This is a genomic window from Luteolibacter sp. (assembly GCF_058122085.1).
The window spans coordinates 1-15,693 of the sequence record NZ_JBIKBQ010000001.1 but is presented as its reverse complement, the minus strand read 5'-3'; the positions used below and the strand labels follow the sequence as shown (position 1 = coordinate 15,693).

Below are 15,693 nucleotides of genomic sequence, written 5' to 3'. Positions count from 1 at the left end.
CAATAATCTTCATGAACCTCAAAGTAGCACTCGCTCAGGATTTCCTGTCCAACCTCTCTAAACTGCCGTCGTCGATCCAGTCGAAGGTGCTCAAATGGGCGCTCCGCTTCCAAAGCGACCCGACAGCAAGCAGTATCAATTACGAAACGATCAAAGGCGCGCGCGACAAGAACCTCCGTTCGGTGCGCATCGATCAGGACTGGCGCGGCATCGTCTTCAAACCGGACAAGGGTGATGTCTATGTGCTGATGTATGTGGACAAGCACGACGACGCCTACCGCTGGGCGGAGACCCGTCGTGTGGCGATCAACCCGGTGACCGGGGCCATGCAGCTCTTCGCGGTGGAACTTACGGAGGAAGTATCTGACGCCCCTATGACCCAGCCCATGGCTGCCGATTCAAGGGTGGCAGCTGCACCACTCTACGCAACTCTCACGGATGCCGAACTGCTTAGCATCGGCACGCCCGAAGAGATGATCCCTCAAGTGCGGAACATCCGCTCGGAACAGGAGTTGGACGTCATGCAGGAGCGTCTGCCAGTGGAAGCCTACGAAGGACTCTTCCTCATTGCGGCTGGTGACACCGTGTCGGAAGTGCTCACCTCTCGTGAAACCCGCGTGGACAAGAAGGTGGACACGGAGGATTTCGCAACCGCGCTACAAACCGCCGAGTCCCAGGCCCGCTTCGTGGTGGTGGACGATCCGGACACCATGACGGCCATCATGAATGCGCCGCTCGCCCAGTGGCGGGTGTTTCTCCACCCCACCCAACGCAAGCTCGCCGACTCCGACCGCAACGGACCGATGCGCGTGCTCGGCGGCGCAGGCACCGGCAAGACCGTGCTGGCCATGCACCGCGCCAAGTGGCTCGCGGAAAACCGACTGGAGGAAGGACAGAAGGTGTTCTTCACCACCTTCACCCGGAATCTGGCTCAGGACATCGAGGAGAACCTCAAAACCCTCTGCGGTCCGGCGGTCATGCAGCGCATCGAGGTGCAGAACCTCGACGCATGGGTGCATGGGTTCCTGCGCAAGCATCAGTACGAATACACCATCATCTTCGACCGCCGGAGTGGTCCGGCGGCGGACGCCTGGAATCTCGCCCTCGCGGCGGCGGACCCCACCCTCGGCCTGCCTCCGGGGTTTTACGAAGAGGAGTTCGAAAACGTGATCCTCGCCCAAGGTGTGAGCACCCGGGATGAATACCGCCAGGCCCGCCGCAAAGGACGCGGCACCGTGCTCACCCGTGGCAAGCGGGATGCCATCTGGCCGGTGTTCGAAGACTACCGCGCGGCCATCACGTTGCGTAAACTCAAGGAGGTGGATGACGCCTACCGTGACGCCGTTTCATTGTTAAAGAAGCACCCCACCTCCTACGCCTCGATCGTCGTCGATGAGACCCAGGACTTCGGACCGCAGGCGCTCAAGCTCCTCCGCGCCATGGTCCAACCCGGCAAGAACGACCTCTGCTTCGTTGGCGATGGTCACCAGCGGATCTACAACCAACACCGCGCCTCCATGAGCGAGTGCGGCATCGACATCCGCGGCCGGGGCCGGAAGCTGTATCTGAACTACCGCACCACCGAGGAAATCCGCCGCGCCGCCGTCGCCCTGCTCGAAGGCTGCGAGGTGGACGACCTCGACGAAGGATCGGACGAGGTGAAAAAATACAAGTCCATCTCGCGCGGCCCAGAGCCCGCGTTCATCCAGGTAGCCCACCTGGAAGACGCCTTCGCCAAGGCGGTGGACGTCGTCGCTGTGTCCTTGGCGGCAGGCCGCTCCGTGTGCGTCATGGTGCCGACCAAGCACGAAGCCCAGGAAACGCTCAAAGCCCTCAAGGCCGCTGGGATCACCTCCACTCTGATCGGTCCTAACGAACGGGACCGCGCCGAATCTTCCGCCGCACGCGTCGCCACTATGCACCGCGCCAAGGGACTTGAGTTTGACGAGGTCGTCCTGATCGCCAAGCCGGGTCGCACGCCCGGCAGCACGCAGCAGTTCGACAAGCAGCGCCTCGAATACGTCGCTCTGACACGCGCCAAGCGGAACGCGACGGTGATCCGACTTCAGTGATTTCCCACGCTACGACCTCCAGCACTTCACCATCGCCGCCAAGGTCCAAGAGAACTCCGGCGTGATGGCCCAGGTGCGCAACAACACCGCCGAGCAGGCGATGCTCCGGGATTTCCCGAAAGCCGTCGAGGATGCCGTCCTCGCCAGCGGCGACGCCCATCAGGAGCTGATGGCCCAGTTCCTCGCTAACAAGACCGTCCAGAAGGGCTTTGCGCGCCTGCTGCTGGAGATTCTGGCGAAGTCGGCGTGAGGCGGGGCTATGCTCTCGACTTCCCGGCGGCATGGAAGCATGGTGGCGAAGCCATGGAAGCATCACCACTCAGCCCGGAAGGAGAACTCGCCCTCAACGCGATGCTCGGAACAATGAAGGTCAAGGGAGTATTGACCGACGAGATGATCAACCAGCAGGAAGGGGAGACGATTCTCAGCAAGCCGTTCCTGGAATGGCCGAAGGAACTGCAGGAGAAACTGGCACCCTACGGAGCGGGACCAGCGATCCGATGACCGGCCCATCCATACCAAAACTAACCCCAAACACCATGCCCCCTACAGACTCCACAACCCCGCAGGCAGCCCCGTGGCCGCCTCCCGCTCCGCAAGTAACCGTTCAAACGAATTGCCAGGGACCATGGGCGGCCTCTTTCGCATGCGCGGATCAGAGAATGTGGTGTAAAGGTCGATGGAACCAAAAAAGGGGGGGCGGGGGGCTCCTGCCCGCACGGATTTCTTCACGCCAGGAAGATGCAGTAGCAGCACGAACCCAGCGTATAGCGCAGCCGCTCAGCAGGCCACTGAGTCCGCCCGCATCAGCACCTTGATTCTCTTCACCGTGCTGGTGCCTTTACGTGTCCGCGCCGCCACATCGCGCAGGCTCTTCCCGGCCCGCAGCAGGCGCACCACGTCGGCGTGTCTGGCCAGTAGCTGGTCCCTTGGCATGACCGTCCCCACCGGGCGACCCAATACCTTGCCAGCCCTCCGCGCCGCCTCAAGACCAGACAGCACACGCTCCCGCAGGGTTTCCCGCTCCGCCAGCGCCATCTCGGCCAGGACCGCCAACATCATGCCCGCCGACGGGTTGCGCTTGCCGCTATCCAGCATCGTCTCGACCCGCTGTGAGTGCCAGTAGAGCGACACCTTCATGTCGAGCAGTCGCTCCACGAAGCCATGCACCACCGCAGGCCGGCGACCAACACGCGACACCTCATGCACGAGCACCTTGCGGATCGCACCCGCGGCGGCGAGCGTCTCCACCCGCGCCAGCCCGTGCCGGTCGGCATCCTTGGCCGCGCCGGACACGCCATCCTCCTCGACGACCTCGACCACCTGCCAGCCACGCGCATCCGCCACGGCACGCAGCTCGTGGACCTGACGCTCGGTTTCCTGACGCTTGGTGGACACCCGGACGAGGATGGCGACCGGCACAACGGGGGATGGCTTGTTTTCCATGTCCGTGTGTTCGCTCTAGCGGACCATCTAATCAAATGATATCGCGGTCCCTGCCGCATCTATTTTCAACACCCGAATCTTGGCGAAACCGCAAGGATTCCACCGCGCGGAAACGCCAAAATTCGGCGGGGGTTTATTTGGTCCCTTCTACTGGTGTTCTTCCGCGGACAGCTTGGCGATCGTGGTGCGATTCGGCAAAGGCCGCTACCTGTGAGGCTGCTCCGCATTAAGGATGCGCTCGATCTCGGACGCCGAGACGAGCATGGCCCCGAAACCCGTAATGGCCTTGATGCGCCCGGCTTTCACTTGCCGATAAGCCCAAGTTCTCTCTTTTCCAAAGAATGCCGCGGTTTCCTGCAAAGAGTATGCACGCCGAACTTCAGTCGTTTTCTGTTTGTTCATTCAGGGAGGATGGGGATCGACCTGCCGAATCACAACCCTGGTCCTTGGATGCCTCGTCTGGTTTTCGCTTCACCGGCATGGCATCAAGCGCAGCATCGGCACCTTCAAGTTGCGCCCTCTCCACGACACGATCCCCCTCGCGCATCACCCCGTGGTGCATGCGCTCGGTCACGCTTCCATCCAGCAGGGGAGATTTTGCGCCGGCAGCCATCGCAGGCTCCTGCACCGCGCCTTCCACCGGAACGCCGCCGAGAGTGGGACAGGCGGGATTTGACTCGGCCTGATTGCTGCCGGAGGCGTTGAGTCCCCGGATCTGCTCCAGACGTTCCAACAGAAGCGGCGACACCACACGCACCTCGCGGCCCACATCTTCCAGTGTGAGACCTTGCGGCTGCGGTTTTTCGGTCTTCAGGTCGTGAAGCTCCGCAAGCGCCTTGCACGCCTGCACCACCACCGCGCCGTAGGCCGCGCCCTCGGCAATTCTCGGCTGCGATTCCTCAATCAGCCTGCGGTAGTGGCAGTCGAGGTAGCCGCGCACCGCCTGCAGATGCTCGTCCTTCGTGCCATGCCCGCCGTGAGCCTCCGCCACCACCGTACGCCAGACTGCATGCGCCCGGCCGTAGCTGATGCCCAGCTCATAGGCGCACTCCTTGAGACGCTTCCCACCGAACACATGTAGTTCTATCAGCCGGCGTCGCGTTTCATAGCCGCGCACTCTTTTCTTCTCCGAGCCCCGACGCAGCGCAGCGCCTTGGCGTCCCTTCCGATCAGGCCGTGGATCGGGAACCACCTCGGCATCGACAATGTCAATCGGCTCCGAGGCATCGCCGGTCCCGGAATCCCCCGAGGCATCCGCAGGTGCGGGTTTCGGGGCATCGTCCTTGGAAAGCGGGGCATTCTGGTGGTCATCGCGTGGATCTTTCATGCAGCGGATAGTATCACTGCAGCGGGAGGGTGGGGAGTGGCGGGAAATGCCGCGCAACAGACCGCGCAATAGAACCGGCTAATGGGCGCATTTTGGCGCAATTTAAACAGTGATTATGAACACCTCCAGGCTTCGGTTGTTCATTGTAAATCGCTTAAAATCAACGTATTAAGTGGATATAAGCAGCTGCCTAAAAAAGTGCCGGGAACAGGACTCGAACCTGCACACCTTTCGATACCAGAACCTAAATCTGGCGCGTCTACCAATTCCGCCATCCCGGCTTGCGGACGGGACTCTACCGGGGCGCGGGCGCGGGGCAAGCACACATTGCACGGCGGGAGAATCCGCTTGTGGACCGCCGGCGGAGCCGCTCTGGTGTGAAGGATGAAAGAAGTTTATACGCATCACGATCTGGCGAGGCTGGGATATTTCAAGACGGTGCTGGATGAGGCGGGCATCGCGAATTTGATCCGTCACGAGAGTTTGTACAACCTGGCGGTGCCCTTCGCGGTGATGCCGTCGTTATGCGTGCGGGATGACGAGGATTACGAGCGCGCGCTCGAGTTGCTGCGCAGCCACGCGGAGAGTCCGCCGGTTTTGGGGGAGGATTGGGCGTGCGCATCCTGCGGCGAGGCGGTGCCGGCGTCGTTCGATTCCTGCTGGAAATGCGGTGCGGCCCGACCGGCGGTTTAGGGCGGGCCGATCCCGAGGCGGTGCCAGGTTTCCGGCGGAGTGACGGGTGCGGCGGGTGAGTTCCACGAAAGTTCGAGGACGTGGAAACTGCCGCCGAGGTGGGCGGGATGGGTGAGGGTTTGGAATTGGCGGAGCGCGGCGGCGTCGGGATTTCCTTCCTGAGCGAGGAGCCAGTCGCGGGCCTGGCCGGTGAGCCAGCTGCCCTGCGAGGAGAACGCAACGGGCCGGCAGCCGAGCTGGATCGCGGTTTCCGCGACGGCGGTGAAATCGACGTGCGCGGTGATGTCGATTTCCCCGGGCGTGGCGAGCGGGTTTTCCGCGGCGCGGTGTTTGGAGAAGGTGCGGAGGGTGCCGGTTTTGCGGTCCGGGTGATAATATTCGGGCCGCGCGAAGCCGTAGTCGGGCCAGAGGAGTAAGCCCGAGGAAAGACAGCGGGTGAGTGGTTCGAGGAAGTCCCGGAAGTTCGTGCGGACTTCGGTGCGGTAGCCTTCCGGGAACGAATTTCCTAGCGGAGCAAGCGCGTCGAGCAAGGCGGGGAGCATGATTTCATGACCGGCCTGCCAGACGAAATCGCCGTCCGGGGCGGCCGCGACCGTACATTCGCGCCAGCTGCCGTTAGTCCGTTCGACGACATGAAACGGCAGGGCGTCGAGCAGTTCATTGCCGAAGGCGATGCCCGGCAGGGGATCTGCGTGGAGCTCGCAGGCCTCCGTGATGAAGCACGTTTTCCCCTGAAATCCGCGGAGCGTTTCCCGCTGTGCGGCTTGGAGACGGGGCAAGGGCTCGGGGACGGCGTATTCGAGCGCGGCGAATGCCTGCGGATCGAGCCGGGAAATCGCGCCGAGAATGTCGGCGGCGAGCGTGCCGTCGTGTGCGCCGCATTCGATGATCCGCCAGCGCGCGGGCGAGCCGGATTCCCGCCATTCGCGGAGAAAGCGCCGGGCCAGCAACTCGCCGAACAGCGGGCCCACGCTCACGCTGGTGAAGAAATCTCCGCCGCGCCCGACCTGGCGGGTTTCGCGGGCGTAGTAGCCGAGCGATGGTTGGTATAAGGCGGCGGCCATGAAATCCGGAAACCCCAGAGGGCCTTCCCGCGCGATCCGGTCCCGCAAAATCGCCCCCAACGAAGGGGTTGCGGGAGCCGCGTCGCTCGGATAGCGTTCCGCTCGCGTGACCGAATGGCAGGTCGGTGATGAATCCGGATCAGGCATGGCAAAAATTCAAAAAACGAATCGGAAGAAGAGCAGCAAGCGCTGGTTCTTCAAGCGCAAAGGCTTTTGGCTGACCGTTCTGGTGCTGGGCTTGCTGATGGGGCTGGTCGCGGGCGGAGCGGGTTGGCTGTTCATGGAGGCCTACACCCGCGAATACCGCCAGCGCGCGGCGACTTACGATCTCGCGCGCATCAACGACCTTGAGGAACCAAGCATCATTCTGGACCGGAACGGCAAGGAAATCGGCCGGATCTTCGTCCAGAACCGCAGCGTGATCCCGATCGAGCGGGTTCCGGAAATTTTCATCAAGGCCCTGCGCGCCGGCGAGGACTCGCGGTTTCTGTCGCATCATGGCGTTGACTACATTGGCGTCGCCCGCGCGGTCATCTTGAACGCCCAGGGCGGCAACCAGGGCGCGAGCACGATCACCCAGCAGTTGGCGCGCAACGCCTACAACCTCAAGCAGGAGGCGGTCTTGCGGAACGAGACCACGATCCAGCGGAAAATGGTCGAAGCCTTCCTCGCGCGGCGGATCGAGGACCGTTACTCGAAGCGGGAAATCCTCAGTTTCTATCTCAACCGCATCTATTTCGGCAGCGGGTTTTACGGCATTCGCTCCGCTTCGCTTGGATACTTCGGCAAGGAGCCGGCGGAGCTAACTGTCGATGAGTGCGCATCGTTGGTCACCTTGATCAAAAATCCTAACGGTCGCTCGCCGCTGAACAATCCCAAGGCGAATCTGGACGGGCGCAACTACGTGCTCGGCCGGATGCGCGAGGAGCACATGATTTCCTCCTCCGAGCTGGCCCGGCTCAAGAGCTTGCCGCTTTCCCTCAATTCGCAACCGCTGCGCCGCGGCACTTCGCATCTCTATGAGCGGGTCGCGGAAGCCGTCGGCCAGGCGCTCGGCGAGGACGCGCTGGCTTCCGGGAAATTCAGGATTCACACCACGATCCTCGCCGAAGCGCAGAATGCGGCGCAGAAATCCTTGTTGGAAAGCCTGGCGACAGCCGAGGCCCGGCCGGGATACGCGCACCAGAAATATCAGGACTATCGGAAAAGTAGCTCGAAGCCCGCCACCTATCTTCAAGGTGCCGCGCTGATGCTCGACCACGAAACCGGCGAGGTGCTTGCCCACGTCGGCGGGCGGGACTACGCGCAGGTTCCCTATGATTTCATCGAGCTCGGCAAGCGACCGTTAGGTACCGCGTTTTTCCCCTATATCTACGCGGCCGGCCTGAGCGGCGGGCAGACGCCCGCGTCGCTCATCGAGGACGAACCTATGGACAACCGCGCGGTGATGGTGGGCGGCCAGGAAGGGATTCTCGGCGAGTGGGGGATGGAAGTCCCGTCGCCGACATACGCGGGGCAGATCCCGGTGCGCGAGGCGTTGGAAAATTCAAAGATCGCCGCCACGGTGCGCTTCGCCGGAATGGCGGGCTTGCAACGGGTCGTCGATACCAGCGTCGCCTTCGGACTGCCGCTGCAGAAGGCGGAATTGCTGCCGCGTCTCGCGGTCGGTTTCGAAGAGGTCTCGATGAAACAAGCGGTGCGGGCGATGACGACCTTTCCCCTCGGCGGGATGTCCGGGCCTGACAAGCTGGTCTATCTGGACCGCGTCGAGAACGCGGCGGGGCGGGTGGTGTATCGCCGCCAGCGCCAGGCGAAGACGTCGCGTCCGGTCATCGACCCGGCAACGGCGTGGCAAGTCCACAGCATGATGGCCGGTTCGCTTTACCGCGGCAGCTCGAAGGGGGTTCTCGGCGAATTGGTCGAAAAACCGTTCAGCGGGGCGGGCAAGGGCGGCTCCACCTACGGCTTCTCGGACTCCTGGTTCATCGGTTATAACAAGCGGATCACCTGCGGGGTGTGGACCGGATTCCTGACGGGCAGCGGCGAGCCGATCTATCCGGGAGCCTTCAGCCGGGATCTCGCGATGCCGGTCTGGCAGGCCGCCATGAACGCGGCGGCCCCGTCGTTCGGCGGCGGGGGATTGTCGGCTCCGGCCAGCGTGATCGAGATTCCCGTTTGTGCGACTTCCGGACAGCGCGCGACTCAGTTCTGCCAAGAGCACGTCGAGGATATAGGCTCCGGAAAAGTCCGCTCACGTTCCACGGCGATGTCCGAGTATTTTCGCAAGGGCACGGAAAACCTGCCGTTTTGCACCGTCCATTCCGGAGCTGTCAGCGACGGCGCGATCCCAGAAATGGCCATCCTCAACATGCCCGCGCTCGACGCCGTGCCGGTCCGCCCGAAGGAGCCCGTCCTCATCGGCGACGATCCCTATCACATCGAAGTCCCGAGTTTCGCGGCGACATCCGCCGAGGCCGGGCTCGTCCGCCGCCACACCAACGTGCTCGACAGCCTCGACCTCGGGGATGTCGAAGAAGGCATGCCGCTGAAGCCTCCGGTGCGGCTCCAGATTCTGGACGAGTGATTTTCGCGGAGAAAATGATGAGCTGGCTGCAGCAATCCGGGAATTGATCCATTCGTGAAATTAGCCTTGAAAACTAAAATTAGCTTCGGCTAAGTTGTCGGGACATGACCACTCGATTCCTCAAATCAGCCGCATTTCCGCTCGTCGTCATGGCTAGCGGAATTTCAATCAGCCCGGCCGCCGGTCTCCGCCCGCTCAGCACCGACCGACCCGACACCACCGAAAGCCCGCGCACCGTGGACGCCGGGCATTTCCAATTCGAAATGGAAATCGCCAGTTCCACCCGCGACGGCGGCGCGCGCGAATTTTCGCTCGGGGAGCTCAACGCCAAGATCGGCCTCGATCACGCGACCGATCTGCAAGTGGTGATGCCGTTCTACAGCCACGTCCGCAAGGGCGGCGAAGGCTTCGGCGACATGGAAATCCGCATCAAGCGCAATCTCTGGGGCAATGACGAGGGCGCGACCGCTCTGGCATTGATGCCATTTATCAAGATTCCTACGGCGAACGGTGACCTCGGAAACGGCGAGTTTGAAGGCGGCTTGATCGTCCCGCTCGGCTTCGACGGGCCAGCCGACTGGTCCTGCGCGGTGATGGCGGAACTGGATGTGGAGGCGGATGAAGATGGCCGCGGCTACCACCTCGGCCTGCTGAACTCGGCCACGGCCAGCCATGGATTGACGGAACATACCGCGATCTTCCTCGAAGCAGTCAGTGTCCTGAGCGCTGAATCCGGATCGGACTGGGAAGCTTATTTCAACACCGGCATGACTTGGGCGGTGACTCCGACCTGGCAAGTCGACGGCGGCGTAAGAGTCGGCCTCACCTCGGCCTCCACCGATTTCACGCCATTCCTGGGGCTGAGCACGAAGTTTTAAATTTAGCCTCATCTGAAATTCTACATTGTAGCGAATATGAAATTTGACATTGATACGCCCATGAAACGTGTTGCCCGCAGAAGCGTGCTCCTGCTCGCGACTGGGTTGTGCGCCATGCTCGCCGTCGGCTGCGGTGGAGCGAAAAAGCCGTCCGCCTCGGGCAAAAAGCGGGTGGTGACGAGTTTCACCATCATCGCCGACATGGCCCGTGAGGTCGCAGGGGAGGCGGCGGAAGTGGAGTCGATCACCAAGCCCGGCGCGGAGATCCACGGCTACGAACCGACTCCGAAAGACATCGTCAAGGCGCAGGGCGCGGACCTCGTTTTGTGGAACGGCATGAATCTCGAACTCTGGTTCGAAAAATTTTTCACCAACGTGAAGAACGTGCCTGGCGCGGTGCTGACCGAGGGCATCACGCCCATCGGCATCGGCGAGGGGCCCTACTCCGGCAAGCCGAATCCCCACGCCTGGATGTCACCGGCGAACGCCGTGATCTATGTGGAAAACATCCGCCGCGCGCTCGTGAATGCGGACCCCGCCAACGAGGCGGTTTACACCGCCAACGCCGCCGCCTACACCGCGAAAATCAAGGCGCTCGACGAACCGATCCGCCAGAAACTCGCCGCCATCCCGGAGGATCAACGCTGGCTGGTTAGCAGCGAGGGCGCCTTCTCCTACCTCTGCGCCAACTACGGTCTCAAGCAGCTCTATCTGTGGCCTATCAACGCCGACGCCCAAGGCACTCCGCAGCAAGTGAAGCAAGTCATCGACGGCGTGCGGGCGAACCGGATTCCCGTGATTTTCTCCGAGAGCACCGTCAGCGACAAGCCCGCCCGGCAGGTCGCGAAGGAAACCGGAGCCCGTTACGGCGGCGTGCTTTACGTGGACTCCCTGACCGCCGCGGGTGGTCCGGCACCGACCTATTTGAAACTTCTGGAGAGCAATGCCGAGACCATCGTGAAAGGATTCCTCCGTCCGCAATGAGCACTCAGCAAGATCTCCCGCAGCTCGACGTCGAGGGCGTTTCAGTATCCTATCCGAACGGTCATCTCGCCCTGCACGATACCACGTTCCGCCTCGAGGGCGGCACGATTTGCGCCCTCGTCGGCGTCAACGGAAGCGGCAAGTCCACGCTTTTCAAGAGTATCATGGGCTTTGTGAGACCGAAGTCCGGCAGCGTGAAAATCAACGGTCTGCCGGTGCGCGCCGTGCTCAAGCAGCACCTCGTCGCCTACGTCCCGCAGGCGGAGGAGGTGGACTGGCAGTTTCCCGTTAGCGTCTGGGATGTGGCGATGATGGGCCGCTACGGCGCGATGAATTTCCTGCGGATCCCGCGTGCGTTGGACAAGGCGAGAGTCGAGGAAAGCCTGCGCCGGGTCTCGATGTGGGAGTTCCGGAACCGCCAGATCGGCGAGCTGAGTGGCGGCCAGAAAAAGCGGGTTTTCCTGGCTCGCGCACTGGCCCAGGGCGGGCGCTTGATCCTGCTGGACGAGCCGTTCACCGGCGTGGACGTGAAGACGGAGGAGGCCATCATCGTCCTGCTCCGCGAACTCCGCGCTGAGGGCTGCATCATCTTCGTTTCCACTCACAATCTGGGAACCGTCCCGGAGTTCTGCGACCAGGTGGTGCTCATCAACCGCACCGTGCTGGCGTATGGTCCCACTTCCCAGGTGTTCACCGAACAAAACCTGTCGGCGGCTTTCGGCGGCGTGCTGCGGCAGTTCAAGTTCGATCAATCCACCATCCAGGACCATGACGGTCGGGCGGTTAGCATTCTCACTGATGACGAGCGCCCGCTCATTTTCGGCAAGGACGGCCACCTCGAATACAAGGACCGCGGCGAGCACGAGGAGTTGTTGAAACAGCGATCCGAAGAGCATGAGTGAACTCCTCCAGTCCCTACTGACGCCGTTTCACTACGACTACATGCTGCGCGCCATCTGGGTCAGCGCGCTGATCGGCGGCGTGTGCGGGTTCCTGTCGTCTTTCGTGACTCTCAAGGGCTGGTCGTTGATGGGCGACGCCCTGTCGCACGCGGTCGTTCCCGGCGTCGCGCTGGCCTACATCCTCGGGCTGCCGTTCGCGCTGGGCGCGTTCGTCGCCGGTTTGTTAGCCGCTGCGACCATGGCTTTCATCAAGGCGAAAAGCCGCATCCGCGAGGACGCTACGATCGGCATCGTCTTCACCGCCTACTTCGCGCTCGGTCTGTTGCTCATCTCGCTGTTCCCGGCGCGGGTGGATTTGAAAGTCATCCTGCTGGGAAACATCCTCGGCATTTCCGATCCTGATATCTGGCAGGTCATCGTCATCAGCGCGGTCACGCTGCTGGTGCTGGGCCTGAAATGGAAGGACCTGATGCTCTTCTGCTTCGATCCGAACCAGGCCCGCACGCTCGGGCTTCCGGCCGCCGGGTTGCATGTCACCTTGCTCGCGCTGCTGGCCGCCACCGCCGTCGCGGCCTTGCAGGCGGTAGGCGCCTGCCTGGTGGTCGCCATGCTCGTCACGCCGGGCGCGACCGCCTATTTACTGACGGACCGCTTCGGTAAAATGCTCTGGCTGTCATCCACCATGGGAGTCGCCACCTCGCTGGCGGGCGCTTACGCCAGTTACTTTTTCAATGGCGCGACGGGCGGGTGCATTGTCACGCTCCAGACGCTGGTTTTTCTAGCCGCTTTTCTCTTCGCGCCGAAGCACGGCATGCTCGCCTCCCAACGCCGCCTCGCCCGCGCGGCCACCCCGCCCGCGCCATGACGGAGTTTTTCGAACCGCTGCAATACGCTTTCATGCGCGACGCGCTGCTCGTCGGAGCGATGGTCGCGGCTCTTTGCGCGGTGCTGTCGTGTTTCCTGATTCTCAAGGGTTGGTCGCTGATGGGCGACGCCATTTCCCACGCCGTGCTGCCGGGAATCGTGCTCGCATACATCGCCGGGCTGCCTCTCGCGATCGGTGCCTTCGCGGCGGGGCTGTTTTGCGCTGTCGGCACGGGCTTCATCAAGCGGAACAGCCGGATCAAGGAGGACACGGTGATGGGCGTCGTGTTCACAGGATTGTTTGCCTTCGGGCTGGTGCTCTTCAGCCGGACGCCTTCGGACATGCATCTGGATCATATTTTGTTAGGAAACATCCTCGGCATTACGCCATCCCAGATGTGGCAATCGCTCGGTCTCGGCGGAGTGGTGCTCGGCGTGACGCTCGCCCTGCGGCGCGACTTGCTGCTGATCTGCTTCGATCCCGGCCAGGCGCGGGTGATGGCGCTGCCGGATCGTTTTCTCAACTACCTGCTGCTCGGCCTGCTGTCGCTTGCCATCGTCGTTTCGCTTCAGGCTGTGGGAATTATCCTGGTCGTCGCCATGCTGGTGACGCCAGGCAGCATCGCCCACCTCTGGACGGATCGCTTCGACCGGATGCTGGCCATCGCGGTCACCGCGGCCGTGGGCTCGACCGTGATAGGGATTTTCACCAGCTATCACATCGACGCGTCCACCGGGGCCTGCGTCGTGCTGGCGCAGGCGCTGCTGTTCGCAGGCTCGCTGCTGTTCGCGCCGAAATACGGAATCATCGGGCGCCGCGCTCAGCGTCCCGCCGCCAACGCGTCGATTAGATAACGTGCGGGGCGGAAGTTCTCGATGAGGATTTCCTGCTGCTGCCCGCGATTCATGCGGACCTGGCTGATGTTGAAATTGGGCGTCTTGTGCGGCGCGAACAGGATGTCGTCGTGAGTGGAATTCTCGTGCTTCTTGAACATGCTTGGCAAGATGTCACCGCCGAGATGGTCGTCGCGGCCGGTTGCCAGATGGCAGGTGCCGAGGACCTTTTCATCCTGGATGTCCGCCCCTGAAACCGGCAGCACCTGCGTGCCAAAACCGAGCTCGCCGAGCGTGCCGGTCATCGGGTCATCCGCCAGGCGGGCGTTGTGCGCGTCGATGGTCGCCTGGTTTCCCTGGATCAGCGTGGAGTGGATGATGCAGCGGTTTTCAACCTCAAGCACTCCCAGCGTCCCGTCTTCGTATTTCATTGGAAACTGGCCTCGGGCGTCGGCAGGCACGAAGTAAACCTCGCCCGCGGGAAGATTCGCGATGTCCGGAGTTTTTCCAAGGCAGAGTCCATGGGATTTCTGCGCTTCCTGGGCATTCAGGCCGAGCCATGCCGTCAAGACGCGGCCGTCTTCGAGGGAGAAGTCAATTTCGATCGAGTCGGCTTTCGTCAAAGCCACGCGCAGGCGCTCCGTGTCCTCCGACACCTCGTGATAGTTCACGGCGAGGCCGGAATTGAGGATCACATCGTTAAGCCCGTGTAGCGTGGCGCCGCGGAAACCGTATTCCTTGCACTTCGCCGTTAGGGGAGCCGTGGCGGAGAATGTGGAGATGCAGAGGATCAAGTCGTAGTTCGGGTAGATGTCGGCATCCAGCGAGAGTTTGTTTCCCTTCGTGTCCCAAACATCGTCTGCCAGATCAAGGTTTGAGCCATGGCTGCAGCGGTAGGCGAACATCTCGCCGCCGGTCATTTCAAGCTCGTCGAGAGCTCCGTTTTGCAAGCCGAGGTAGAAATGCTTGTGCGCGTTTTTCTGGACGGGAAAGCCGTCGTGATCAAGGAACGCGTGGTTCTTCACGAGCTCTTCCGGATTGTCAAAATCGATTAGAATGCAAACCCGGCACCCTTGGGTGGGCGCGAACACGGTGCCAAGAAGGCGAACCAGATCGAACGGCGGGAATTCACGGTTCTCCGGGTGAAGCAGAATCTCTTCGTGAAAGTAAGCGGGAAGGGAGGGGCTCGATATCGTTGTCATGGGGCGGTATTTTAAAACCGCCCGCGATCGCCGCAACAGAAGATTTACCGGGACCTCACAGAATATCGGTATCCGCAGCGCCGCCTTCTTCCGTATCGCCTTCCTTCCGCATATCCGCGAGGACGCCGCTCATGTCGTCGAGTCTGTCCCAAAGCTCCTTAACCACATAAAACGGGGCTCCGCAGCGGACCACCAGCGCCAAACAGTCGGAAGGTCGCGCATCCAGTTCGACGATTTTACGCTCCATGATCTCGTTCTCGGCCTCCACAATCAACCGGGCGTAATAGACTTCCTGTTCCATCCGCACGATCACGGCCCGCGAGATTTTCGCCCCGAAGGTCTCCAGAGCGAGCAGAAACAAATCATGTGTCAGCGGGCGCGGCGGGAGTTGGGAGCTCAGGGACGCGTTGATTGACGCTCCCACACCTGGATCGATGTAAAATACGATGCATTTCTTACCGTCTCCCAGAAAGACAGCGCACCCCGCCTGAGTGGGTAGAAGCGCAATAGGCTCAACGCGGACGAGATTTGACATCGGCGACAACATCGCCACTCAAACCGATTTATCCAAGGCCAAAGGTCAAATTGCTCCGATCCGCTTTCCCCGTGACTCCTTCGCTGACTGGCTGAATTGAGTTCATCCTCGCCAGTGATTTTTCAAGGAAAGTTGCGTCACGTGCGACAGAGTTCTGTGAAATTCGCGGATTTGAAGTCTAATAATCAGCGAGTTGCGAAACTCCGGCGGAAACTTTCAAAAAACTCCACAAAATGGATTGACCGGCGGCGCGGGGCCGGAATAGGTTCCGCCCGTCGCCACGACGGAGGGCGGCCGAGAGACAGAGC

At 61.9% G+C, this 15,693-nt stretch carries 16 protein-coding genes and 1 tRNA gene; 10 read left to right on the top strand and 7 right to left on the bottom strand.

What is annotated here, in order from left to right:
• Nucleotides 1-5 precede the first annotated feature (5 nt).
• The 3 genes from AC4DF4_RS00085 (at nt 6) to AC4DF4_RS00075 (ending at nt 2,576) form a co-directional block, all read left to right on the top strand.
• Nucleotides 6-2,072 (top strand): UvrD-helicase domain-containing protein, encoded by a 2,067-nt coding sequence (locus tag AC4DF4_RS00085; RefSeq protein WP_490046129.1) that lies wholly within the window; start codon nt 6-8, stop codon nt 2,070-2,072.
• Nucleotides 2,073-2,136: 64 nt separating this feature from the next.
• Nucleotides 2,137-2,322, top strand: coding sequence for a hypothetical protein (locus AC4DF4_RS00080; protein ID WP_490046061.1), 186 nt, complete (start codon nt 2,137-2,139; stop codon nt 2,320-2,322).
• 53 nt (nt 2,323-2,375) lie between these two features.
• The gene (locus AC4DF4_RS00075) at nt 2,376-2,576 is read left to right on the top strand and encodes a hypothetical protein (RefSeq protein WP_490046060.1); all 201 of its coding nucleotides are present in this window, start codon (nt 2,376-2,378) and stop codon (nt 2,574-2,576) included.
• 276 nt (nt 2,577-2,852) lie between these two features.
• On the opposite strand, the gene AC4DF4_RS00070 is transcribed toward AC4DF4_RS00075, so the two are convergent.
• The 4 genes from AC4DF4_RS00070 to AC4DF4_RS00055 all read right to left on the bottom strand — a co-directional run bounded on the left by AC4DF4_RS00070 (nt 2,853) and on the right by AC4DF4_RS00055 (nt 5,126).
• Nucleotides 2,853-3,518: a recombinase family protein gene (locus AC4DF4_RS00070; protein WP_490046059.1), complete on the bottom strand. Its 666-nt coding sequence runs from the start codon at nt 3,516-3,518 to the stop codon at nt 2,853-2,855.
• A 204-nt stretch (nt 3,519-3,722) separates the two neighbouring features.
• The gene (locus tag AC4DF4_RS00065; RefSeq protein ID WP_490046058.1) at nt 3,723-3,920 is read right to left on the bottom strand and encodes a helix-turn-helix domain-containing protein; all 198 of its coding nucleotides are present in this window, start codon (nt 3,918-3,920) and stop codon (nt 3,723-3,725) included.
• A complete protein-coding gene (locus tag AC4DF4_RS00060; protein WP_490046057.1) occupies nt 3,898-4,845 on the bottom strand; it encodes a hypothetical protein in 948 nt (315 codons plus the stop codon). The genes AC4DF4_RS00065 and AC4DF4_RS00060 overlap by 23 nt, the downstream gene beginning before the upstream one ends.
• Nucleotides 4,846-5,044: 199 nt before the next feature.
• Nucleotides 5,045-5,126 (bottom strand) — tRNA-Leu (locus tag AC4DF4_RS00055).
• A gap of 103 nt (nt 5,127-5,229) precedes the next feature.
• Between AC4DF4_RS00055 and AC4DF4_RS00050 the strand changes: the two genes are divergently transcribed.
• Nucleotides 5,230-5,538, top strand: a complete 309-nt coding sequence (locus AC4DF4_RS00050; protein WP_490046056.1) for a putative signal transducing protein — start codon at nt 5,230-5,232, stop codon at nt 5,536-5,538.
• On the opposite strand, the gene AC4DF4_RS00045 is transcribed toward AC4DF4_RS00050, so the two are convergent.
• Nucleotides 5,535-6,602, bottom strand: coding sequence for a class I SAM-dependent methyltransferase (locus tag AC4DF4_RS00045; RefSeq protein ID WP_490046055.1), 1,068 nt, complete (start codon nt 6,600-6,602; stop codon nt 5,535-5,537). The genes AC4DF4_RS00050 and AC4DF4_RS00045 overlap by 4 nt on opposite strands.
• A 145-nt stretch (nt 6,603-6,747) precedes the next feature.
• Here AC4DF4_RS00045 and AC4DF4_RS00040 point away from each other — a divergent pair, with 145 nt between their 5' ends.
• The 6 genes from AC4DF4_RS00040 to AC4DF4_RS00015 all read left to right on the top strand — a co-directional run bounded on the left by AC4DF4_RS00040 (nt 6,748) and on the right by AC4DF4_RS00015 (nt 13,669).
• Nucleotides 6,748-9,186, top strand: a complete 2,439-nt coding sequence (locus AC4DF4_RS00040; protein ID WP_490046054.1) for a transglycosylase domain-containing protein — start codon at nt 6,748-6,750, stop codon at nt 9,184-9,186.
• Nucleotides 9,187-9,290: 104 nt separating this feature from the next.
• A complete protein-coding gene (locus AC4DF4_RS00035) occupies nt 9,291-10,064 on the top strand; it encodes a transporter (RefSeq protein WP_490046053.1) in 774 nt (257 codons plus the stop codon).
• 60 nt (nt 10,065-10,124) lie between these two features.
• Nucleotides 10,125-11,048, top strand: coding sequence for a metal ABC transporter substrate-binding protein (locus AC4DF4_RS00030; protein WP_490046052.1), 924 nt, complete (start codon nt 10,125-10,127; stop codon nt 11,046-11,048).
• On the top strand, nt 11,045-11,950 hold the full coding sequence (locus tag AC4DF4_RS00025) for an ATP-binding cassette domain-containing protein (protein ID WP_490046051.1): 906 nt from the start codon (nt 11,045-11,047) through the stop codon (nt 11,948-11,950). Before AC4DF4_RS00030 ends, AC4DF4_RS00025 begins: the two co-directional genes overlap by 4 nt.
• The gene (locus AC4DF4_RS00020) at nt 11,943-12,815 is read left to right on the top strand and encodes a metal ABC transporter permease (protein WP_490046050.1); all 873 of its coding nucleotides are present in this window, start codon (nt 11,943-11,945) and stop codon (nt 12,813-12,815) included. The genes AC4DF4_RS00025 and AC4DF4_RS00020 overlap by 8 nt, the downstream gene beginning before the upstream one ends.
• Nucleotides 12,812-13,669: a metal ABC transporter permease gene (locus tag AC4DF4_RS00015; protein ID WP_490046049.1), complete on the top strand. Its 858-nt coding sequence runs from the start codon at nt 12,812-12,814 to the stop codon at nt 13,667-13,669. Before AC4DF4_RS00020 ends, AC4DF4_RS00015 begins: the two co-directional genes overlap by 4 nt.
• Here AC4DF4_RS00015 and AC4DF4_RS00010 read toward each other — a convergent pair.
• Nucleotides 13,636-14,850 carry a M29 family metallopeptidase gene (locus AC4DF4_RS00010; RefSeq protein WP_490046048.1) on the bottom strand — a complete coding sequence of 405 codons (1,215 nt, stop codon included), beginning with the start codon at nt 14,848-14,850 and terminating at the stop codon, nt 13,636-13,638. The genes AC4DF4_RS00015 and AC4DF4_RS00010 overlap by 34 nt on opposite strands.
• A gap of 55 nt (nt 14,851-14,905) precedes the next feature.
• Nucleotides 14,906-15,385: a bifunctional nuclease family protein gene (locus tag AC4DF4_RS00005; protein ID WP_490046047.1), complete on the bottom strand. Its 480-nt coding sequence runs from the start codon at nt 15,383-15,385 to the stop codon at nt 14,906-14,908.
• Nucleotides 15,386-15,693: the final 308 nt, after the last annotated feature.